This window comes from Nocardia sputorum, assembly GCF_027924405.1.
Lineage (GTDB): Bacteria > Actinomycetota > Actinomycetes > Mycobacteriales > Mycobacteriaceae > Nocardia > Nocardia sputorum.
In genome coordinates this window covers 6,918,935-6,939,803 of sequence record NZ_AP026978.1, presented here as the reverse complement: position 1 = coordinate 6,939,803, position 20,869 = coordinate 6,918,935, and the positions used below count along the sequence as shown (strand labels likewise).

The following is a 20,869-nucleotide window of genomic DNA, read 5'->3' as shown; positions in this document are numbered from 1 at the left end:
CGTACCGAGTAGAGCAAAAGCCGAACACTACGATCAGCTGCTTCGAGTAGTTGATCGTAATGTTCGGCTTCGCGTCGAGCCGGAGGTTACCGGCTGTTAGTTCCAGTCTCCGAGGCCGTCACTCGCGCTGAGCGTCCCGCCCTGGGTGTTCTGCACGATCACCGGGTCGCCACGGCGGGCGTTCTCGAAGAACCACTTGGCGTCCTCGGTGCTGACGTTCAGGCAGCCGTGGCTGGCGTTGGAGACGCCCTGCTGGGCGACCGACCACGGAGCCGCGTGCACGAAGATGCCGCTGTTGGAGATGCGGGTGGCGTACTCGACCTCGAGCTTGTAGCCCTCGGGGTCGGTGATCGGGACGCCGTAGGTCGACGAGTCCATGGTCATCTTGCGCAGCTGCTCGCCGACGATGTAGGTGCCGTTCGGCGTCTCGTGCTTGGGCTTGCCCATCGAGGTGGGCATCTCCTTCACCACCTCGCCGTTGCGGGTGATGGTGATGGTGTGGGTGGTGTCGTCGGCGGTGGTCACGAAGGCGTCGCCGATGCGGAACGAGCTGGTGGTGCCGCCCGCCTGCACCTGCACGTCGGTGTTGTCCGGCCAGAACTCGTCCGGCCGCCAGCGCACCTGCTTGTCGCCACGCCAGTAGAAGTGGCCGGGCGCGGCCTTCGAGGAGGTGATCTTGATAGCCTTCTCGGCGGTGGCGTGGTCGGTCACCGGCTCCTTGAAGGTGATGATGATCGGCTGCGCGACGCCGACGACCTCGCCGTCGGCGATGTTGATCGAGGGCGGGGCGAAGTTCGCCTGCGGCTCGGGCTCGGTGGCCGCGGCGGCCGAGCCGGTGCCGATCCCCGGAATCGGTTCGGCATGTGCGGGCGCGACGAGCAGAACACCGGCTGCCGCGATCGCGGCCGACAGCAGGACGCCCTCGCGCATCCGGCGGGTCAGCCGCGCTCCCTTGCGGCGAGCAGGCAACGACCCGGTGTGCAAAGCGGCATGCATAGGTTTCTCGTCCATTCCATCTCTCGCGCGCACGCGTACGCGCGCGTAGCGAGATTTTTCATTTCAGCGCGGAGCCAGAAGAGCGCCCCGCGGGTATCGACGGCCCGACCCGTCGTCCATTCCTACCGTCCCGGCGCGGCCGGAAGCTACCGGCGTTTCAGAGTGATTCGCATACCGCATGACGAGTGATATGGGTCACAAACGCTACCGTTGGGTATAGATGCGGGCAAACCTCCCGGTCACGACGGATCGGACGACCTCCGGTCGGCACGAGGGGGCGTGCGAAAGATGGTTCGCCCCAAACTAGTTAGTGACCAAGCTCACTGATCACGTCGAACGAAATCGGGCGCCGCGGACCGGTCGCGATGTTGTGCGGCACCGAGCGCGGGATGCGCCCGCGCGGGTATCGCGGGGCCGGTCGCAGGCGCACCCGCCCGAGGATCGTGGCCAGCGCGATCCGCAGTTCGTAGTCCGCGAGTGCCGCGCCGACGCAGCGCCGGTGGCCGCCGCCGAATGGGGCGAACTCGAACGGCCGGTAGCGGCGCTCGGCGAAGCGGCCCGGATCGAAGCGCCGCGGGTCGGACCACACCTCCGGATCGGAGTGCAGCAACGGCACCGCGATCCCCATGGTGTCGCCCGGGGCGAGCGCCACGCCGCGCAGCGTGAAGGGCTCGGTGAGGCGGCGCAGCACGATCGGCACCGGCGGATGCAGTCGCAGCGTCTCCTGGCAGACCGCGTCCAGATACGGCAGTGCGGCCAGCTCGGCGGGGCTCGCGTCCCGGCCCGCGTCGTGCAGTTCCCGCCGCAGGCGGATCAGCGCCTCCGGCGCGCGGTGCAGCCGGAACAGCGCCCAGACCAGTGTGGTTGCGGTGGTCTCGTGCCCGGCGACCAGCAAGGTGCGGATCTGCTCGCACAGCTCCTCGTCGGCGTCGCCCTCGTACGCGCACAGCAACACGTCGAGCACGTCGGCGGGTTCCGCGGCGACGTGCTCGCGCCTGCGCACGATGTCGGCTCGGATCAACCGATCCAGCCGGTCGCGCGCGGCGCGGAACCGGTCCCACGGGCCGTGCCCGCGCATTCCGTGGCGCAGCGCGGGCACCAGGAGCAACGGCCCGGAGAACGCGGTGAGGAAGTCCGTCACCGCGGCGGTGTACTCCGCTTGCCGCCCCGGGTCGCGCACGCCGAACACCGCCGTCGCGATCACCCGCAGCGTGAGCGCCCGCGCCGCCGCCCGCGCATCGACGCGCGCGCCCGCCACCCATGCCGGGCCGCTTTCCCCGGCCAGCTCCCGCAGCGTGGCCTCCCGGATGAGCGCGCCGTACTCCCGTATCCGGGCGCTGTGGAAGGCGGGAGCGAGCAGCGCGCGATCGCGGCGATGGCGCTCCCCCGAGGCCAGGATCAGCGACGCGGCGCCGACCATCGGCTCGATCGGGTTCGGACGCGGCGGTTCGGAGAACTCCACCGGCGACCGGAACACCTCGCGGGCACCGACGGCCGTCCCCGTGAACAGCACGGCGCCGAAACCGGGAAAGCGCACGTAGAACGGGTCGCCTTCGCGCGCCCTGCGCCAACGGAAGTACCGGTCGAAATCGACGCCGGCGGCCACGGCGTGTAGCGCCGTCGAGCGCGGCACCCGAGGTCCGGCGCCCGTCTCGGCTTCCGGCATCCGCACAGTCATACCGAGAAACACGTAGTCGCCCCCGGAGCGGTTCGACGCTAGCTCGGGGCCTGCTTGTGCTTGCGCACCGTGGCCTGCGCGGTCGCGGCCAGCCGTGCCAGCCTGGCGTCGCCGAGCGCGGTCACCATGCTGCCGAGCCCGTTGGTCACGAACGCGATCGACATGCCGAGATCCGGGTCGGCGTACGCGCCGGAGCCGCCGACGCCGTAATGGCCGAAGGCGTTGCGCGGCTGCTGCTTGGACATCAGGACCGGGCGGTGATAGCCGAGCGTGAAGTGGATCGGCAGACCGAGCACGTAGTCGCGGCTGTGGGTGGGCTGGACCTGGGCGATGGTCGCGATCGTCGCGGGCTGCAGGAGCCGCACGACCGGCTCGGATCCGGGCGCGTCGACACCGTGCACGCCCCGTCCCGAGCGGCCGACGTGCACAACTCCGCCGTTGGCCAGCGCGCCGTACATCCGCGCCAGAGCGCGCGCCGAGAACACGCCGTTCCAGCCCGGCATCACCGAGTCGTGTACCCGGGGGTCGCGAACCAGCTCGTCGAAACTCTCCGGCATGCCCGCCTCGGCGAGCCCGCGCACCGGCCGCACCCAGGACAGCACCGAGGAGGCGGTGTTCCAGCGGATGCCGGGCGGACCGAGGGGCCGGAAGATCTTGGCGATCCGATGTCGTTGGGATTCCGGAACGCGGAACCAGTACTCGTCCAGACCGAGCGGCTCGGCGATCTCCGCGCGTAGCACCTCGGTGAACGGCCTGCCGGTGACCCGCTGCACGAGTTCGGCGACGAGCCACCCGAAGGTGATCGCGTGATAGCCGGAGGTGCGGATGCGCCGGGGGTCCGGCGGGCTGTCGGCCAGCGCCTTGACCACGGCGTCATAGTCCAGGATGCCTTCACGGCCGGGAACCAGGCCGCGCACCCGGTGTAAACCGGCGCGGTGGCACAGCACGTCCCGGACCGTGATGTCGTCCTTGCCGTGCGCGGCGAACTCCGGCCAGTACTCGGCCATCGGCGTGTCGTAGGCGATCAGACCCCGTTCGGCCAAGCGGTGGACGACAGTCGAGGCCACGCCCTTGCCGGTGGAGAAGGTCAGCGCGACGGTGTCACCGTTCCAGCGCCGCTCCTTGTCCGCCCAGCCGGCCCAGATGTCGACCACGGGCTTGCCGTCGAGGTAGACCGCGAGCGCGCCGCCACCGCGCGCCGGTTGCGCGAACAGGCCGAAGAATTGATCGGCCAACCGGATGAAACGCGGGTCGACCAGCATCTCGTGCGGTGCCGCCAGTTTCTCGCGCGCCGAATCGGCGGGCTCGAAGTCGTCCGCCGCCATTGCCGAAACCATGGGGTCACCTCCTGACCGCCGTTATCCGGGCTGGTCAACCAGGGTAACCCGTTCAGTCGGTCTGCCAGAGCCCAAAAGGGGTGGCCAAGCACGCGTCGCCGCTGTCGGCGTTCCACGCGAAGGCCGCCACGCCCAGGCAGACCACCGCCTGTTCGCCGGTCTCCACCCCCGCCCGCGACCCTTCCAGCGCGATGGAGATGGCGAACGTCCGCGTTCCCGGCTCGTCGACGGTCGAGGTCAGGGCGACGGCGTCCGGGCCGAAGCCGACGGCCACCGGAACCCCGCCCGCGCCCTCGCTCGCGCCGACGCCTCCGGCCGCGCCGATGCCGATGGCCGTCGCGCCCGAGGTCGCGTTGGCGTAGCCGACTCCATCTATCCCGCTGGCCCTGGCCAGGCCGTTGCCGTCGGTCGCCGCGCGGCAGGCCGTCTCGCCATCGATGACCGTGACGTCGGAACCGTGTTCCGATCGGCAGTGCACGTCGGTGGCCGAAGCAGCCCCCGGAACGACGAGAGAGCCTCCGATCGCCGCGGTCGAACACACGATTGCGCTGATCAGCTTCATCGGGGGGCTCCTCTCGCACCTGGGCACCCACCATACCCAGACCCGTTGGCAGCGGTTGTTTTCCGTCTCCGGCTCGACGCGCGCTCGCTCGATGGTGTATTCATGGCGTGGTATTTCAAGCGCAGCCATGGCAACTTCGGATTACGGGGGCGTGAGTTCGCCGGCGTTACAGCTCGGGAGGACTGTACGTGTCTCGTCAACTGGCCTGGGGGCGTCTCGCCTTCGCCGGATTCGCCGTCGCGGCCGGATTGTCACTGGTCGGCTGCAGCTCCACGGTCAGCGGTACCGCCCAGCCCGCCGTGGACGGGACGATCGACGCGGTGTCGGTGACCAGCACGCCGAAGCCCTCCTCGGGCAAGCCCACGCCGAGCACCAGCAAGCCGACGACGAGCAAGCCCAGCGGCAGCACCGACTTCGACGCGAACGTCAACGATTGCGTGAAGCTGGGCGGCACCACCACCAACGCCACCATCGAGAAGGCGTCGTGCGGCAGCCGCGAGTCGAATTACAAGGTGATCGCGAAGGCGGCGAAGAGCTCGCAGTGCAGCAGCGACGCCGACAACTACTACGCCGAGACCATCAACGGCATCGAACAGGGCGCGCTGTGCCTGGACATCGACTGGGTGGTCGGTGGCTGTATGGACGTCGGCGGTGACGACCCCAAGCGCATCGATTGCACCGGTTCGTCGCCCTCGAAGGGCGTGAAGGTGGTCAAGATCCAGCAGGGCGCCGATGACGTCAGCGTCTGCGGCAGCGGCACCGGATACGTCTACGACAAGCGCCGCTTCGTGGTCTGCGTACAGGAACTCTGACCCGGACTTCCCAGCGCCTGCGGGCCGCTAGGTTGGGTTGGTGAGCACCACCGAGCTACCGCGGCTGCGATCCGGCACCGGACGCTGGATCCTGCTGGCCACCATCCTCGGTTCGTCGGTTGCCTCGCTCGACGCGACGGTCGTGAACATCGCGCTGCCGCGGATCGGGGAATCGCTGGACACGGACGTGGCCGGACTACAGTGGACGCTGAACGGCTACACGCTGACCCTCGCCTCGTTCATCCTGCTCGGCGGCTCGCTCGGCGACAAACTCGGTAGGCGCCGGGTCTTCGTCTGGGGGACCGTGGCCTTCGCGCTCGCCTCGGTGCTGTGTGGCGTCGCGACCTCCATCGAAATGCTGGTCGCCGCCCGGATCCTGCAGGGCGTGGCGGGTGCGATGCTCACGCCGGGCAGCCTGGCCCTGATCTCCTCGTCCATCGATCGGCGCGATCAAGGCGCGGCGATCGGCCTGTGGTCCGGTTTCGGTGGTGTGGCGGGCGCGCTCGGGCCGTTCCTGGGCGGTTGGCTGATCGAGATCGCGGGCTGGCGGTCCATCTTCTTCCTCAACGTCCCGCTGACCCTCGTCGTCGTGCTGGTCGCGTTACGGCATGTGCCGGAGAGCCGTGACCCCGACGCGGCCGCCCAACTCGACGTGCCCGGCGCACTGGTGGTGGCGCTGTCGCTCGGTGCGCTGACCCTCGGGCTGATCGACAGCATGCCTTCGCTCGTCGTGGCCGGTGTCGTGCTGCTCGGGGCGTTCGTCGTGATCGAGTTGCGCAGCGACCACCCGCTGGTGCCGCCCGCGCTGTTCGCCTCGCGGGTGTTCACCGCCGCGAATCTCGTGACGCTCGCGGTCTATGCCGCCCTCGGTGGCGTCTTCTTCCTGCTCGTGCTCGAACTGCAACTGGTGGCGGGGTACTCGCCGCTGATGTCCGGCGTCGCCACCGTGCCGGTCACCCTCGTCATGCTCGTGCTCTCGGCGCCCGCCGGACGCTGGGCGCAGAAGCACGGGCCGCGCATCCCGATGACCGCCGGACCGCTGCTGGCGGCGGCGGGTCTGGTGCTGTTGCTGCGCATCGGACCCGACACCGCGTACCTCACCGACGTCCTGCCGGGTGTCGTCGTCTTCGGCCTGGGGCTCGCGGCGCTGGTCGCGCCGCTCACCGGTGCGGTGCTGGGCGCGGTGCCCGCGAGCGAGGCGGGCATCGCCTCCGGAGTGAACAACGCCGTCGCGCGCACCGCGCAATTGCTCGCGGTGGCGACGCTGCCCGGGCTCGTGGGCATCTCGGGGGCGCTGGGCGACCCGGTGGCGTTCGACGACGGTTTCGCCACCGCGATGTGGTTGTGCGCCGGATTGCTGGTGACCGGCGCGGTGCTCGCCGCCGTGCTGTTGCGCCCGATGCGGCGGGCGCCCAAGTTGGACAGCGTCGACTGCATGCCGCAGTGCGGCGTCGCGGGACCGGCGGTCGCGCCGGCCCGGAGCGAAGCATGAGCGGCCCGAACGGATCGCTCCCTTCGGGCCGCTCGTAGCGGATGTCGTCCGATCAGATCGGCAGGTAGCCCGCGCCGACGCCGCCGCGCGCGTTGATGTCGGCCACGATCGCGCTCATGTTGGTACCGACCTCAGGACCGAAGCAGGCGATGGCCAGGTAGGCGTTCACCATGCCGACCAGCGTCGTCCCGACGACCACCGGCGCACCGGAGTCGCCTTCCACCACGCACATCTGGCTCCAGGTCTCGACGTTCGTCCTGAAGATGTCACCCCAGGCGATACCGCAGGTGTTGCCGGTGGTGCGCCCTTCCTTGCAGACGATCTGCGGGAAGTTGGCCGGTCCGCCGAGACCGGTGATGGTGACGTTGCCGACCCGGTTCACCGGGGTGATCTTGCCCGGGTCGAACTGGATGACGGCGTAGTCGAGGTCGTGGTTGGAGTAGACGAAACGGCCGATCACGCCGGCGCCCCGATCGGCTTCGGCGTAGACCTGTGCGCCCGGGTCGCCGCAGTGGCCTGCGGTCAGGCCGACCAGACGTCCCGCGTTGTCGTGACCGACAGTCGTGACGGTGCACTCGAATTGGTTGTCGATGATGATGCCGGATCCACCGCCCAAGACCGGCGGGCCCGGGTCGGCATTAGCGGCCCCTGCGCCCGTGCCGAGCAGCGCCGCGCCCAGGGCGACGGCGAAGGCGGCGTTGGCCACCTTGGCGAGTTTGCTGAACATGTCCCTCCAGACGTCGGAAGCCCGCACGATATCAATCTGTCGCACCCATCGTGTCAGTAATCGACCTCGGGCGCGTCACCACTACGGGGTTGTCCCCACTGTTCCGCGCTTCAACCCCATTTCATACAACTGAGATGGAATGTATCTTACGGGCTCAATAGCATTCCGCTATCGCAATTGTGAAAATGTCGTGCCCCTTAGTGTCACGGTGATAGTAAGGAGTCGCGATGTTGGTCTCCGGAAACAAATCCGATTTTCGATGATAAATATCCGAAGTAATTCGCCGTTCCGTCGCCGCGGAGCGCGGATTCGCCCAGTTGGGCTGTAACTTGTGCCAGAGGTAAGGGCACGGCGTTTGGGCTCGTTCCCAATGTTCCGCGGCTTAAGCATTGCTTTCCGGCAACGGTGAGCGACATCTATGACTGCGATCACAAGTGGATGGTGTGTTCTGCACTACTCCGTAGTAAGGTGCGTCAAGCAAACGAGTCGCCGGGGCAGCCAACCGGCGTCGAGGAGGATTAGCCAGTGCAGTCGACCGAGAGTCCACCATCAGGGTCACGGGTCAGTGGTGCGGTCGATTGGACGAGGTCTTACTGGCAGGATCACCCCAAGCGTTCGCTGGAGACCTTCGGCAGGCAGATCACGATGGGCTTCGCGGCCGTCGCCGAACTGTTCGTCTCGATTTTCCGCAGGCGCTTCCCGTTCGGCGAGTTCGTCCGGCAGTGCGCGTTCATGGCCAGCGTCTCCGCCGCGCCGACGCTGCTGGTCGCCATCCCGATCGGCGTCATCGTGTCCATCCAGGTCGGGTCGGTCGCCGGCCAGGTCGGCGCCACCTCGTTCATCGGCGCGGCCAACGGCCTGGGCATCATCCAGCAGGGCGCCCCGCTGGTCACCTCGCTGATGATCGCGGGCGCCGTCGGCTCCGCGGTCTGCGCCGACCTCGGCTCGCGCACGATCCGCGAGGAGATCGACGCCATGAAGGTCATGGGCGTCGACCCGATGCGCAGGCTGGTCGCCCCGCGGCTCGGCGCCGCCATGCTGGTGAGCGTGCTGCTGTGCGGCTTCGTCGTCTTCGTGGGCTTCTTGACCGGCTACATCTTCAATATCTTCGCGCAGAACGGTACGCCGGGTTCCTACGTCGGCACCTTCTCGTCGTTCGCCGTGACCACCGATCTTCTTGTCGCGCTGGCGAAATCGCTGATATTCGGTCTGCTGGCGGCAATCATCGCCTGCGATACCGGATTGAACACCCGGGGTGGCCCGGGCGGCGTCGCGAACTCGGTGAATTCAGCGGTGGTGAGCTCCGCCATCATGCTGTTCGGGGTGAACCTCATCATCACCCAGGTTTACAACGCACTATTCCCGTCACAGGTGGTCTGAGCCGGTGTCCTCAACCTATGTACCGCCGCTGCTGCGGCCTCTCCAGACGCTCCGGAAATCCGCTCAGGCGCCGGTCGATCTGCTCGCCAGGCTCGGCCACCAGGTGTTCTTCCTGTTGCGCTCGATCGGCTCGATTCCGCTGGCGCTCAAGCACTACCCCAAGGAAGTGTGGCGCCTGCTCTCGGACGTCACCTGGGGCAACGGCAATCTCGTCGTCGGCGGTGGCACCATCGGCGTCGTCGTCATCCTGAGCGCCTTCGGCGGCATGACCGTCGGCATCCAGGGTTACAACTCGCTCAACCTGCTCGGCCTGAGCCCGATCACCGGTGCAATCTCGGCGTTCGCGACCACTCGCGAACTCGGCCCGCTGCTCGCTACGCTGGCCTTCGCCGCGCAGGCGGGCTGCCGCTTCACCGCGCAGCTCGGCGCCATGCGCATCTCCGAGGAGATCGACGCGCTGGAGTCCATCGCGATCCGGCCGCTGCCCTACCTGATCAGCACGAGGATGTTCGCGGCGATGATCGCCATCATCCCGCTCTACTGCCTCGGTCTGACGATGGCCTACATCTCCTGCTCGCTGACCGTGCAGCTGATCGGCGGCACCGCCACCGGCACCTACCAGCACTACTTCTATCAGTTCCTGATTCCGACCGACGTCATCTACTCGCTGATCAAGGCGATCCTGTTCGTCGCGATCACCACGTTCATCCAGTGCTACTACGGCTTCTTCGCCTCCGGTGGCCCCGAGGGCGTCGGCGTGGCCGCGGGCCGCGCGATCAAGATGTGCATCATCGCGGTCGTTTTCGCGAACCTGTTCATGACATTGGCGATCTGGGGTGTCAACCCCGGCATCCGGATCTCGGGGTAGACACCAGATGATCATCGATCCCAGTGGGCGCGGGCCCACGATGCGACAGCTGCTGATCGCGGGCGTGTGCGGCCTGGTCGTGTTCGCGCTGGTGCTCAGCTTCCTGATGCTGCGCTACAAGGGCTACTTCCAGGAGAAGGTCAACGTCACCGCCAACTTGACCACCACCGGTGACGGTCTGCCCGAGCAGGCCGACGTCAAGTTCCGCGGGGTGCTCGTCGGCGCGGTGAAGACGGTCGACGTCGCGGCCAAGGGCGAGCTGCAGAAGGTTCGCATCGAGATGAAGCCGGAGTTCGCCGGCGACATCCCGGCCAACGTGACCGCACGCGTGGTGCCGAGCAACCTGTTCGCCGTCACCTCCGTCGAGCTGGTCTTCAACGGCCCCGCCGACCAGTACCTGCACGAGGGTTCGGTCATCGAGGAAGACCGCAGCAAGGGCACCATCGCGCTGCAGGACACGCTCACCACGGTCCGCAACATCCTCGACAAGATCGATCCGGTGCAGTTCGGCCGGGTGCTGGGCACCTTGTCGCAGGCGCTGGACGGCAGCGGCCGCATGCCCGGCTCCACCGTCGAGCGGCTGGACCGCTGGCTGCTGGCCGTCGACGAGTCGATTCCCGATCTCGGGGTGCTGCTGGGCGACTTCTCCGCGTCGTTCAACGCGCTCAACCAGTCCGCGCCCGAGCTGGTCGACGTGCTCGGCAGCTCGGTGCAGACCGCGCGCACCATCGCCGACCGCCGCAGCCAGCTGGTCTCGCTGATCACCGGTACCTCGGGCACCATCGACACGGTCAACGACCTGTTCGCCCGCAACCCGAACGTGGGCATCGAGGTCACCGCGGGAACCAACGACATGTTCGGCGCTCTCGCCGCGGACCCGGACGCGATCACCAGGAGCCTGCTGAACCTCAGCGAGACCATGCGCCGGATGGACACCACGTTCAAGTGGGGTCCGCAGAAGCAGCAGGTCTGGGACGCGGGCATCACGCTCACCCCGTACCGGCCCTACACCGTGGCCGACTGCCCGCGCTACGGCGACATGGTCGGGCCGAGCTGCTACACCGCTCCCGCCGTCGCCGATGTCGGCGAGCTGCCGGAACAGCTGAAGCCGCGCGCCCTCGCCTCGGCCGCCGGGCTTCCGCCGGTGGTGCCGATGCCGGGCCTGCCGCTGATCCCCGGCGTCACCACCCCCGATCCGAACCGCGCCACCGCGGCCGCTCCCACCGGCGGTGCACCCGCTCCGTTCGCGGGCACCCCGCTCGAGGGCCTGTTCCCGATGCTGCCGCCGGGTCTGCTCCCGCCGGCCGCGCCCACGGCGCCCGTGGCTCCGGCCGCCGCGCCCGAGGGCGCTCCGTCGGCGGCGCCGATCTCCTACCGGGGTGAGTCCGCGATCACCCCGCTGCTCGGCCGCAAGCCGACCACAGCCGAATATCTGCTGCTGAGCTCGATTTTGAAGGGCGGAACCATGCAGGTGTCCGACAACGGTGCCCGCCGATGAGCATTCGCAAACCGCTGATCGGATTCAGCATCTTCGCGATCGTGTCGATCCTGGTCACGGTGGTGGTGTGGAACACACTGGCGCGCATCGTCAGCGGTGACACCTACACCTACTCCGCGACGTTCTCCGATGTGCTCGGCCTGCACGAGGGCGACGACGTCCGCATGGCGGGCGTGCGAGTGGGCAAGGTCGAGAAGATCGAGCTGGGCCGCGACGCGAACCTGAAGAAGTCGGTCGCCAAGGTGACCTTCGTCGTGCAGCGCGACCAGACGATCTACAACGACACCAAAGCGCTGGTCCGCTACCAGAACCTGATCGGTCAGCGGTACGTGGCGCTGGCTCCCGGCAAGTCGTCGAGCCCGGCGCCGCTGAAGAACAACGGTTCCATCCCGATCGACCGGACCGAGCCGTCGTTCGACGTGTCCGGTCTGCTCAACGGATTCCAGCCGCTGTTCCAGGTGTTGCAGCCCGAACAGGTCAACCGGCTCTCGGAGACCTTCATCCAGGCCTTGCAGGGTGACGGCGTCTCGTTGAGCGCGTTCATCGTGCAGGCCGCCCAGCTGGCCACCGACTTCCAGCGCAGGGACGCGATCCTGTCCGATGTGATCACCAACCTGTCGGGCGTGATGTCGGGGTTGGCGAAACGAGGTGATGAATTGGAGACCCTGGTGACCCAGACCCGGGCCTTGATCGGCGGGCTGTACGAACAAGGGCAGTCGCTGCTCGGTTCGACCGAACAGATCGCGAGCGCGACCACGTCGCTGGTCGGCATGATGGACCGGATCCAGCCGAGCCTGCGCAACGCGCAGAACTCCACCAGCGCCGCGCTGACGCTGCTGCTGGACAACGGCGCCAAGCTCGACCAAGCGGCGATCGACCTGCCGAACGTCCTGTCCGCGGCCGGCAGGCACACCTCGGAAGGCGGTTACGCCAACGCCTACCTGTGCGGGCTGGACGTCTCGCTCTACGGCGTCCTGTTCCCGCGCGGTCTGTTCTCCCAGATCGGCGGCACCTCGCACTCGGCGGTGTGCCGCCCATGATGACGAAACTCAGGTCCAGGTTCGAGAGCAACCGGTACTTCTGGTTGGGCATCATCGGCGGCGTACTCATCGTGGTGCTGCTGCTGGTGTCCAGCGTCTACAAGCTCATCGGCGTCGGCGAGCAGTCGATCAAGGCCGAGTTCGTGCAGGCCGCGGGCATCAGGGTCGGCGACAAGGTGAACGTCGCCGGGGTGTCCTCCGGGCGGGTGGTCGACGCCGAGCTCGAGGGCAGCCACGTGCTGCTCACGCTGAGCGTCAGCAACGACGTGAAGCTCGGCCCGGACGCGCGCGCCTCGATCAAGATGGCCACGCTGCTCGGCGCCAGGTACGTCGACCTCGAGCCGGGTGACGGCTCTGGCCTGAAGGGCAAGCGGATCCCGGTGTCCAACACCACGGTTCCGTACAACCTGGCCGACGTGGTGCAGGTCGGCACCCCGAAGTTCGAAGCGCTCGACACCAAGAAGCTGGCCGAGTCGCTGAACTTGATCAACGAGCAGATGAACGGCTCGCCCCAGCTCACCGCCCAGGCGCTGGACAGCGTCGGCGCGCTGGCCAAGGTGATCGACAGCCGCAAGGCCGAGGTCGACACGCTGCTGAAGGACTTGGACCGGGTCACCCGGATCCTCGGCGACAACCGCAACAGCATCCTGCTGGTGATCACCCAGGGTGAGGCCATCGCCAACCGGGTGATGGAGCGCCAGGCGCTGCTGCGCCAGCTGCTGGACAACGTCGCGACGCTGACCAAGCAGCTGGAGGCGATCGGCGCGGAGAACAACGATCAGCTCGGCCCGACCATCCAGCAGCTGAACACCATGGCCGAAGGCCTGCAGAAGAACAAGGACAACCTGGATCGGATGCTGTCGATCATGCCGCCGACCCTGCGCTACCTGGCGAACTCCTGGGGCGGCAGCGGTCCGTACGGCGATGTCGGCCTGCCGTGGCTGTTCCCGGACAACTGGTTGTGCTTCGCCCAAGTCATCGAGGGGTGCCAGGGATGAGATTCCGCACGGGCTTTCCGCTGAGGACCGTCGCGAAGGCGCTGATGATCAGCGCCGCCGCACTGACGGTCGGCAGTTGCTCGCTGCTGCCGAGTTCGGTGAACGACGCGCTGGGCAACACCCTGCGAATCACCGCCGACTTCGACAACATCGCGGGTATCTACGAGGGCAACCCGATCACGGTGCTCGGGCTCGATGTCGGCAAGGTCGACAAGATCGTGCCCAAGGGCACCCTGGTCGAGGTGCACATGTCCATCGACAAGGACGTGAAGATCCCGAAGGACGCGATCGCCGCGATCGTCTCGCCGTCCATCGTGACCGACCGGCATGTCGAGCTCACCCCCGTCTACACCGGCGGCGCGACCTTGTCCGACGGCGATCATCTGCCCAAGGCGCGGACCAAGACGCCGGTCGAACTGGACACGATGATCAAGACCATCGATCAGTTCGCCGCCGCGCTGAAGCCGGAGCCGGGCCAGGAGGGCATCGGCCCGCTGTCGGGCCGGGTGCTCTACCCGATGCTCAACGGCAACGGCGAGAAGATCCGCGACACGCTCAACGCGCTGTCCAGCGCGTTGAAGGTCGGTGTGGACAACAAGGACGCGATCTCCAGCATCATCATCAAGCTGAACGACCTCACCACCATGCTGGCCGAGAACGACCAGTCGGTGCGTGATTTCAGCAACCGGGTGACCCAGATGACCGGCCTGCTCGCCGACCAGGCCCCGGGTCTGCAGGCCACGCTGGATCAGCTGCTGGCCTTCCTGCGGAACACGAGCACCACGCTGACGCAGTACCAGGATCAGTTGCAGGGCACGATGAGCGGCCTGACCAACGTGACCCAGCAGCTGCGCGACAACGCCTACGGCCTCACCGAGGTCGCGGACCTGGCGCCGATGGTCATGCAGAACGTCGACAACATCATCAACCGCGAGCACGGGTACGTCCGGCTGCACGCGGTGATCGGCACCGCGCTGTCGGGTGAGATCGTCAGCCTGTTCTGCGAGCGCATCCAGATGAAGGCCGACGGCTGCCGCACCGGAAACATGCAGGACTTCGGACCCGACTACGGGCTCACCGCCGCACTGCTCGGACTGACGAAATGACGTACCGAATGACGATCAAGGCACGCAGGGCGCTGGTCGCCTTCGCCGCGGTGGCCGGCGTGGCGGTTACCTCCGGCTGCGGGCTCACCGTGGAGAAGCTGCCGCTGCCGAAACCGGGCCAGGGCGGGGAGACCTACACGATCCACGCGGTCTTCGAGAACGCGCTGAATCTGCCCGATCAGGCGAAGGTGAAGATCGGCGGCTCGGATGTCGGCGTGGTCACCGACATCAAGACCAAGAACTTCCAGGCTATCGTGGACCTGACCATCCGCAAGGACATCGAGTTGCCGAAGGGCAGCACGGCGGAATTGCGCCAGGCCACTCCGCTGGGTGACGTCTTCGTCGCGGTGTCCAAGCCGAAGACCGACTCCGGCGCGCAGATGTTGCACGACGGCGACACGCTCACCATCGACAGCACCTCCGCGGGCGCGACCGTCGAGCAGCTGCTCATCTCGGTCTCCATGCTGTTCAACGGCGGCGGCATCGCCAGCCTCTCCAAGCTGGGCGCCGAACTGGACTCCATCGTCGGCGGCCGCGGCGAGCAACTGGCCCACCTGATCACCGAGATGACCGGCGTGGTCGGCAGTCTGAACGCCAACTCCGCTCGCGTCGACAGTGTGCTCGGTGAATTCAGCACGCTGGCCAACACCATCGAGGGGCGGCGGTCGGAGCTCGGCGAGGTGGCCGACACGCTGCCGCAGATGATCGGCGCCATCGCCGAGAACAACCGGGCCCTCGGCGAACTGCTCAGCAAGTTGTCCATTTCCAGCGCCGCGCTGGGCGATTACGCGAACACCTCGACCGAGAGCCTGAACGGGCTGCTGGAGAACACCCGCCAGCTGATGGACGCGATCGCCAAGACCGGTGACGGTTTCGGCGTCCTGCTGGATCGGCTGCGGGTGATCCGGCCGAAGGTCGACGCGACCTTCCGCGGCAGCAGCTTCGCGGTGTACGCGACCGCGACCAACCTGGACATCAGCGCGCTCACCGATCCGCAACACGGCAAGCTCCAGGATCTCAACGACCTGCAGGACTTCGCGGGCAGCCTGATCCAGGTGCTGCAACTGGTCCAGAGTCGAGTGGGGGGCGGACAGCGATGACCTCCGCGCGCAAACTCTTCGGAAGCAAGATCTTCCTCTCGAACGTGGGTCTGGTGCTCGTGCTGCTGGTCGGCGCGGCGTACCTGATGATCAACGTGATGCGGGTGAACCCGCTGCGGTCCGACTACACCGTCACGGTGAATCTGGACCGTTCCGGCGGTCTGCAGCCCGGCAACGACGTGACGCTGCGCGGCTGGCGCATCGGCAAGGTGACCTCGATCGAGCTGACCGATCGCGGGCAGGCCATCGCCGCCACCGCGCAGATCGAGTCGAAGTACAAGATCCCGGTGGACACCCAGATCGCGGTGCAGGCGCTGTCCGGCGCGGGTGAGCAGTACATCGACTTCCGGCCGAACGCCGAGCAGGGGCCGTATCTGGCCAACGGCGCGGTGATCAAGTTCGATCCGGACAAGATCCACACGCCCACGCCGGTGTGGTCGGTCCTGGACAACTCCAGCGCCCTGATCGCGCAGATCAATCCGGATCATTTCCAGGTCATCCTGAACGAGCTGGACATCGCGCTCAGCGGTGGCCCGGATCAGTTGCGCGGCCTGGTCAACGGCATCAGCTTGGCGACGGCGGGACTGGATTCGCTGCTGCCGCAGACCACGAATCTGATCACCAATCTGCGGACCATCGCCAGTACGACTTCCAACGCGCAGCCGGATCTGGCCACGCTGACCCGCAACTCCGGAGTGCTGTTCGAGCAGTTCAACAACGCGAACGCGGAACTGCAGCGCGTGCTCGAGCAGGCCCCCGGGCAGCTCACCAGTCTCGGCGCGGTGGTGGACCGCACGGCCGATCCGATCACCAGCCTGGCGACCAACTTCCAGGCGATCACGAAGGCGGCGCAGCTGCGGCTGCCCGCGCTGCGCGCCCTGTTCCCCTCGCTCGCGCTCGGCGGCGAGGCGCTCGGCGTCCCGGCGCACGACGGCGAGTTCCACGCGATGATCGACATCTGGCCGCGGCCGTTCTGCACCTACAACACTCCGAAGATGCGCAACGAGGTCGTGCAGGACGGCACGATCCCGAAGTGGAACTACTGTGAGAACCCGCCGCCGGGTCAGCAGATCCGCGGCGCCGCCAACGCGCCGCGGCCCGACGTGCCCAACAACGGCGCGCACATGCCGCCGGGCGTGGATCCGAACGAACGGACCCTGCCTCCGGTGCGGTGAGTCGTACCCGGCCCGGCGGTCATCCCGTCGGGCGGGCATACTCGCCGGTGGAACGCGTAAGGTTCGCTGCCGCGGGCCGCTGAAGCCAATCGGTGCGCACCGATGCGTGCCGGGAAAGTGCAGGTTTTATCGATGTCTACCGACGACGCCGAGACCGACAAGGACGCCGAGACCACGGCCGCCGCCTCCGACAAGGACACCGACGCGGTGACCGCGCAGTCGGGGGACGCCGCCGGCGCGGCGAAGCCCGAGCTGTCCAAGGCGGAGAAGGCAGACAAGGCCGAGACCGGCGCGAAGCCGGCCGAGAAGAAGGTCGCGCCCAAGGCGGCGGGCCCCGCACCGTCCGGGAAATCCACCTCGCTTCCGCTGGTGGCCGCGTTCGCGGCCGGTGTGCTCGCGGTCGCGGCGATCACCGCGGTGGTGGTGTTCTTCTTGCAAGGGTCCGATCGCGGCGACAAGCTCGACGCGATTCGCGACTCGACCGACGCCGCGTGCGCATTCGGCAAGGACGTCTCGGTCTACGACTACTCGAAGAACCTCGACGACTACTTCACCACGGTGAAGGCCGGCTCGACGGGCGAGTTCCTCAAGGAGTTCGATGACGCGACCAAGGCGCTGAAAGACGCCATGGTGCAGGCGCAGGTCAAGTCCTGGGTCGATGACGTGCAGTGCGGATACCAGGCCGGTGACAAGACCTCGGCCAAGGTGTTGGTGACCCTCACGCAGTATCGGACCAACTTCACCCAGACCAACCCCGAGCGACAGTTCGTGGTGGTGATCGCCCAGCTGCAGAAGTCCGGCGACAAGTGGCTGGTCGAGAAGCTCGATTCGCCGATGCTGAAGGGCGCGGGCACCGGCCTGCCTGGCGCTCCCGCGCCGGGCGGCACTCCGGCTCCGCAGCAGGCACCGTCTGGTCAGCCCGCACCGCAGCCGGGCAACTAGCCGAGCGCCTCCGGCGGTGGGCCGAGCCACCACCGCCGGAGGTCATTCGGGCGGCCCTGCGGCGATTCGCCCGGCGAATCAGAACAGCGTCAAAGTCTGTGGCGCCGACGGCGCGGCCGCCTTCCCCGCGGCCTTGCTCTTCGGCGCTTCCGGCGCCGTCGGCGTTTCCTCCACAGTCACCGCGAGCATCTCCACGGTGTTCGCCTCGGCGACAGCCGCGGTGACCGCGGCCTGCCGAGCCGCTTCTCCAGCCAGTGCGTCGGCCTGCTCGTTGAAGTAGTTGCCGACATGTCCGCGGACCCAACGGAAACGGACCGGGCCCGGCCTGCTCTGGATGGCGCGATCGATCTGCCGGACGAGTTCGACGTTCTTCACCGCGCCGCCGGTGGACGTGCGCCAGCCGTTGAGCCGCCACCCCGACACCCATTCCGAGGCGCATTTGATCGCGTAGAGCGAATCGCTCTCGATGAGCAGTGGTTCGGACCCGGGGTGGGCGACGATCGCCTCCAGCACCGCGCGCAACTCCGCGACCTGGTTGGTTCCGGATGCGGCTCCCCCACTGGCCGAGGAGCCCTGATGATTGACCCAAGCCCAGCCGATGGCGCCGCCGGGATTGCGGAGGCAGGATCCGTCGGTGCTCACGATGATCATGGCTGGCACCCTACGCAATCCGACCGACAAGATCGGTACCGTGGAATTCCTCTATCTCCCTCCGTAACCGCGACTCCGTCCGCCGCAGCGCCGATTTGACCGCGGCGTCCACCAGACCCGCGCTCACGCGCCCGACCGGTCCGCGGGGTGGACGGTATTCCGCCTCGGAGGTCAGCACCGAGCGTCCGTAACCGAGCGGATCGAAGCGCAGCCGCAGCGTGCCGGAGACGCGCCCGCGCAGCGTGTACCCGATCACCGCGTTGTGGCGGTATTCGGTGATCTCGCAGGTCGATGTCGGTTGCCAGAGCGCGAGGCGGGTGGTGGTGGCGAAGACCGCGCCGAGTCCGCGGTCCTGTTCGCCGGTCGGGACGAAGTCCGCGATGCCGAACATCCAGTCCGGTACGAACAGATGGTTGTCCGTGTAATGGAAAGCGACCTCGACGGGCGCTCCGACGTCACTCGCGTACTTGATGTGGCCCATAGGCCCTCCCTGTTCCACGACTGGCGTTAAAAGTACTACAGCTCTCCTCTTTATTCGAGGGCTCTGGACGATTTGGTCGACCCAATTCGCAAGAGTGCGACCGACTGGTTGCTTGGGAAGGAAAGGCGTTCAGAGCTGGTCGACGATGTGCTCCGCGATCGGCATGGCCGAGGTCGCCGCGGGTGACGGCGCGTTGAGCAGATGAACCGAGCGTTCCGTGCGCTCGATCATGAAGTCGTGCACCAACGTTCCGTCCCGCAAGACCGCCTGCGCGCGAATGCCCGCCTCCCGGGGCAGCAGATCGGCGAGCGTCAGCTCCGGACAGTAGCGGCGGCACTGCGCCAGGTATCCGCGCTTGAACAGCGAGTTGCGCAGCTCGCGCAGGCCGGTGCGCACGTTCGCCTTGGCGACACGGTGAAATCCGGGGAATCCGAGCACTTCTCGCGCGTCGGTCAGGTCGACGCTGCCTTTGCGATACCCCTCCCTGGCCAATCCGAGCACCGCGTTCGGCCCCACGGTCAGCGAACCGTCGATCATGGGACTCAAATGCACTCCGAGAAAAGGCAATTCCGGATCGGGGATCGGATAGATCAGCGTGCGCACCAGCCCGTTGCGCTCCTGCGGCAGTTGGTAGTACTCGCCGCGGAAGGGAACGATGCGAAAGTCGGTGCGCAGTCCGGCCGCCCGGGCCAGCCGGTCGGCTTGCAGCCCCGCGCAGACCACCATGCGGCGCGCCGTCCACGAGCCGGTCGGCCCCGCGGCGGTCACCGCGTCCGTGCTCTCGGTGAGCGCGGTCACCTCGGCGCCCAGCACGAATTCACCACCCGCGCCGCGGACTTCCTCGGCGAGCGCTTCGGCCACCCGGGTGAAGTCGATGATGCCGGTGTCCGGGACGAAAAGGGCGCCGACGCCGGTGACGCGCGGTTCGCGCCGCGTGAGTTCCGCCGTGTCGATCAGTTCGACGGCCACGCCGTTGGTGATCGAACGTTCGTGCAGCGCGAGCATTCGCTTGTACTCGGCGTCGTCGGTGGCGACCAGCAATTTTCCGCAGACCCGGTACGGAATGTCGTGTGCCGCGGCGAAATCCTTGGTCCAGCGGGCGCCACGGCGGCACAGCGTGGCCTTCAGGCTGTCCGGCGGATAGTAGATGCCGGAGTGGATGACTCCGCTGTTGTGCCCGGTCTGATGGGCGGCCAGACGCTGGGCTTTCTCCAGTAGCACGAGGCTCGCCCCGGGATTGCGCGCCAGGATCCGGTGCGCGGTGGCCACACCGACGATGCCGCCGCCGATGACGCAGAAGTCGTAGGCGCTCATGCCGAGCAGAGTAGGCGGTCGGTCACACCGTGGCGGAACTCGTCTTGTCCGGCGATGTCGCGGGTGGGTGTTCGGTGGTCGCCTGCCCGGTGGACGCGGGCCTGGCGTGGCGATCGAGGTGCAGGTCACGCTCGCCCGATCCCGGGTCCGAAAGCGCGAGCCGCACTTCACCGTTCCGGGTATTCAAGTCGGTGCGCATCGTGGTCACGGCGGACGTGCCCGGCTTCTCTCGCGCGGGATCCGCGCGGAGGAAACCGGTCAGCATCGTCAAGGCGTTCGTGTCCACGGTGACCGAGACGGTATCGGCCTCGGTACGCGTGACTCGCGCGCCGACATAGGCCTCGCCGACGCGGACGCTGCCGGCGAGTGGTGCGGGCGGGGGCGGCGCGGCGGGCGAATCGACGAGCGGTTCGGCGATCTCCGGCTCGGTAGCGGGGGCGGTGGAAATGTCAACGGGCAGAACGACACTGCTGCTTGTCAGTGCCGGATAGGCGACGTATGCGCGGCCATGGTCCGGTGCATGCGGGGCGGTCGGGACGACCGGCGCGGCGATCCGAGTATCCGGGCGCTGGATGTCGGCGATCTGCTGGACGATATAGGCGCCCGCTGCGGCGGTCAGGCTCACACTGGCCGCACCGGCGAGCACGATGGCGGCATGCCGCGCGACCTGGACAGGTCGGTGTGCTGTCACGATGCGTTCCTTTCCCTGCGA

The 20,869-nt window shown here is 67.6% G+C and carries 20 protein-coding genes; 11 read left to right on the top strand and 9 right to left on the bottom strand.

Annotated features, from left to right (window positions below):
* Positions 1-96 precede the first annotated feature (96 nt).
* From QMG86_RS31330 to QMG86_RS31315, 4 genes are all read right to left on the bottom strand, one after another.
* Positions 97-996: a L,D-transpeptidase gene (locus QMG86_RS31330; protein WP_434085626.1), complete on the bottom strand. Its 900-nt coding sequence runs from the start codon at positions 994-996 to the stop codon at positions 97-99.
* Positions 997-1,303: 307 nt separating this feature from the next.
* On the bottom strand, positions 1,304-2,662 hold the full coding sequence (locus QMG86_RS31325) for a cytochrome P450 (protein WP_281876474.1): 1,359 nt from the start codon (positions 2,660-2,662) through the stop codon (positions 1,304-1,306).
* Positions 2,663-2,712: 50 nt separating this feature from the next.
* On the bottom strand, positions 2,713-3,936 hold the full coding sequence (locus tag QMG86_RS31320) for a serine hydrolase domain-containing protein (protein ID WP_281881217.1): 1,224 nt from the start codon (positions 3,934-3,936) through the stop codon (positions 2,713-2,715).
* A 127-nt stretch (positions 3,937-4,063) separates the two neighbouring features.
* The gene (locus QMG86_RS31315; protein ID WP_281876473.1) at positions 4,064-4,573 is read right to left on the bottom strand and encodes a DUF6764 family protein; all 510 of its coding nucleotides are present in this window, start codon (positions 4,571-4,573) and stop codon (positions 4,064-4,066) included.
* A 188-nt stretch (positions 4,574-4,761) separates the two neighbouring features.
* Between QMG86_RS31315 and lppU the strand changes: the two genes are divergently transcribed.
* A complete protein-coding gene (gene lppU / locus QMG86_RS31310; RefSeq protein WP_281876472.1) occupies positions 4,762-5,385 on the top strand; it encodes an LppU family putative lipoprotein in 624 nt (207 codons plus the stop codon).
* A gap of 40 nt (positions 5,386-5,425) precedes the next feature.
* Positions 5,426-6,877, top strand: a complete 1,452-nt coding sequence (locus QMG86_RS31305; protein ID WP_281876471.1) for an MFS transporter — start codon at positions 5,426-5,428, stop codon at positions 6,875-6,877.
* 52 nt (positions 6,878-6,929) lie between these two features.
* On the opposite strand, the gene QMG86_RS31300 is transcribed toward QMG86_RS31305, so the two are convergent.
* Positions 6,930-7,604: a S1 family peptidase gene (locus QMG86_RS31300; protein WP_281876470.1), complete on the bottom strand. Its 675-nt coding sequence runs from the start codon at positions 7,602-7,604 to the stop codon at positions 6,930-6,932.
* Between the two features lie 525 nt (positions 7,605-8,129).
* Between QMG86_RS31300 and QMG86_RS31295 the strand changes: the two genes are divergently transcribed.
* The 9 genes from QMG86_RS31295 (at position 8,130) to QMG86_RS31255 (ending at position 17,711) form a co-directional block, all read left to right on the top strand.
* Entirely contained in the window at positions 8,130-8,984 is an 855-nt protein-coding gene (locus QMG86_RS31295) for an MlaE family ABC transporter permease (RefSeq protein ID WP_281876469.1), read from the top strand.
* 4 nt (positions 8,985-8,988) lie between these two features.
* A complete protein-coding gene (locus QMG86_RS31290) occupies positions 8,989-9,852 on the top strand; it encodes an ABC transporter permease (protein WP_281876468.1) in 864 nt (287 codons plus the stop codon).
* 7 nt (positions 9,853-9,859) lie between these two features.
* Entirely contained in the window at positions 9,860-11,350 is a 1,491-nt protein-coding gene (locus QMG86_RS31285; RefSeq protein ID WP_281876467.1) for an MCE family protein, read from the top strand.
* The gene (locus tag QMG86_RS31280; RefSeq protein ID WP_281876466.1) at positions 11,347-12,390 is read left to right on the top strand and encodes an MCE family protein; all 1,044 of its coding nucleotides are present in this window, start codon (positions 11,347-11,349) and stop codon (positions 12,388-12,390) included. The genes QMG86_RS31285 and QMG86_RS31280 overlap by 4 nt, the downstream gene beginning before the upstream one ends.
* Positions 12,390-13,388: an MCE family protein gene (locus tag QMG86_RS31275; RefSeq protein ID WP_281876465.1), complete on the top strand. Its 999-nt coding sequence runs from the start codon at positions 12,390-12,392 to the stop codon at positions 13,386-13,388. Before QMG86_RS31280 ends, QMG86_RS31275 begins: the two co-directional genes overlap by 1 nt.
* Positions 13,385-14,494, top strand: a complete 1,110-nt coding sequence (locus QMG86_RS31270) for an MlaD family protein (RefSeq protein ID WP_281876464.1) — start codon at positions 13,385-13,387, stop codon at positions 14,492-14,494. The genes QMG86_RS31275 and QMG86_RS31270 overlap by 4 nt, the downstream gene beginning before the upstream one ends.
* A gap of 8 nt (positions 14,495-14,502) precedes the next feature.
* Positions 14,503-15,594, top strand: coding sequence for an MCE family protein (locus QMG86_RS31265; RefSeq protein ID WP_281876463.1), 1,092 nt, complete (start codon positions 14,503-14,505; stop codon positions 15,592-15,594).
* Complete coding sequence (locus QMG86_RS31260; RefSeq protein WP_281876462.1) at positions 15,591-16,769, top strand: MlaD family protein; 1,179 nt, start codon at positions 15,591-15,593, stop codon at positions 16,767-16,769. Before QMG86_RS31265 ends, QMG86_RS31260 begins: the two co-directional genes overlap by 4 nt.
* A 132-nt stretch (positions 16,770-16,901) precedes the next feature.
* Positions 16,902-17,711: a hypothetical protein gene (locus tag QMG86_RS31255; protein WP_281876461.1), complete on the top strand. Its 810-nt coding sequence runs from the start codon at positions 16,902-16,904 to the stop codon at positions 17,709-17,711.
* Between the two features lie 78 nt (positions 17,712-17,789).
* Here the strand turns inward: QMG86_RS31255 and QMG86_RS31250 are convergent, their stop codons facing one another.
* From QMG86_RS31250 to QMG86_RS31235, 4 genes are all read right to left on the bottom strand, one after another.
* The gene (locus QMG86_RS31250) at positions 17,790-18,362 is read right to left on the bottom strand and encodes a ribonuclease H family protein (protein WP_281876460.1); all 573 of its coding nucleotides are present in this window, start codon (positions 18,360-18,362) and stop codon (positions 17,790-17,792) included.
* A gap of 10 nt (positions 18,363-18,372) precedes the next feature.
* A complete protein-coding gene (locus tag QMG86_RS31245) occupies positions 18,373-18,843 on the bottom strand; it encodes an SRPBCC family protein (RefSeq protein WP_281876459.1) in 471 nt (156 codons plus the stop codon).
* Positions 18,844-18,972: 129 nt separating this feature from the next.
* A complete protein-coding gene (gene lhgO, locus QMG86_RS31240) occupies positions 18,973-20,157 on the bottom strand; it encodes an L-2-hydroxyglutarate oxidase (RefSeq protein ID WP_281876458.1) in 1,185 nt (394 codons plus the stop codon).
* Positions 20,158-20,179: 22 nt separating this feature from the next.
* Positions 20,180-20,848 (bottom strand): hypothetical protein, encoded by a 669-nt coding sequence (locus tag QMG86_RS31235; RefSeq protein WP_281876456.1) that lies wholly within the window; start codon positions 20,846-20,848, stop codon positions 20,180-20,182.
* Between the last annotated feature and the right edge of the window lie 21 nt (positions 20,849-20,869).

Excerpts from the sequence above, each read along its gene's own strand:
- QMG86_RS31330 (WP_434085626.1), bottom strand. The coding sequence starts at position 996 with ATGCATGCCGCTTTGCACACCGGGTCGTTGCCTGCTCGCCGCAAGGGA.
- QMG86_RS31325 (WP_281876474.1), bottom strand. The coding sequence starts at position 2,662 with ATGCCGGAAGCCGAGACGGGCGCCGGACCTCGGGTGCCGCGCTCGACG.
- QMG86_RS31320 (WP_281881217.1), bottom strand. The coding sequence starts at position 3,936 with ATGCTGGTCGACCCGCGTTTCATCCGGTTGGCCGATCAATTCTTCGGC.
- QMG86_RS31315 (WP_281876473.1), bottom strand. The coding sequence starts at position 4,573 with ATGAAGCTGATCAGCGCAATCGTGTGTTCGACCGCGGCGATCGGAGGC.
- QMG86_RS31300 (WP_281876470.1), bottom strand. The coding sequence starts at position 7,604 with ATGTTCAGCAAACTCGCCAAGGTGGCCAACGCCGCCTTCGCCGTCGCC.
- QMG86_RS31285 (WP_281876467.1), top strand. The coding sequence starts at position 9,860 with ATGATCATCGATCCCAGTGGGCGCGGGCCCACGATGCGACAGCTGCTG.
- QMG86_RS31280 (WP_281876466.1), top strand. The coding sequence starts at position 11,347 with ATGAGCATTCGCAAACCGCTGATCGGATTCAGCATCTTCGCGATCGTG.
- QMG86_RS31275 (WP_281876465.1), top strand. The coding sequence starts at position 12,390 with ATGACGAAACTCAGGTCCAGGTTCGAGAGCAACCGGTACTTCTGGTTG.
- QMG86_RS31270 (WP_281876464.1), top strand. The coding sequence starts at position 13,385 with ATGAGATTCCGCACGGGCTTTCCGCTGAGGACCGTCGCGAAGGCGCTG.
- QMG86_RS31265 (WP_281876463.1), top strand. The coding sequence starts at position 14,503 with ATGACGATCAAGGCACGCAGGGCGCTGGTCGCCTTCGCCGCGGTGGCC.
- QMG86_RS31260 (WP_281876462.1), top strand. The coding sequence starts at position 15,591 with ATGACCTCCGCGCGCAAACTCTTCGGAAGCAAGATCTTCCTCTCGAAC.
- QMG86_RS31255 (WP_281876461.1), top strand. The coding sequence starts at position 16,902 with ATGTCTACCGACGACGCCGAGACCGACAAGGACGCCGAGACCACGGCC.
- QMG86_RS31250 (WP_281876460.1), bottom strand. The coding sequence starts at position 18,362 with ATGATCATCGTGAGCACCGACGGATCCTGCCTCCGCAATCCCGGCGGC.
- QMG86_RS31245 (WP_281876459.1), bottom strand. The coding sequence starts at position 18,843 with ATGGGCCACATCAAGTACGCGAGTGACGTCGGAGCGCCCGTCGAGGTC.
- lhgO (WP_281876458.1), bottom strand. The coding sequence starts at position 20,157 with ATGAGCGCCTACGACTTCTGCGTCATCGGCGGCGGCATCGTCGGTGTG.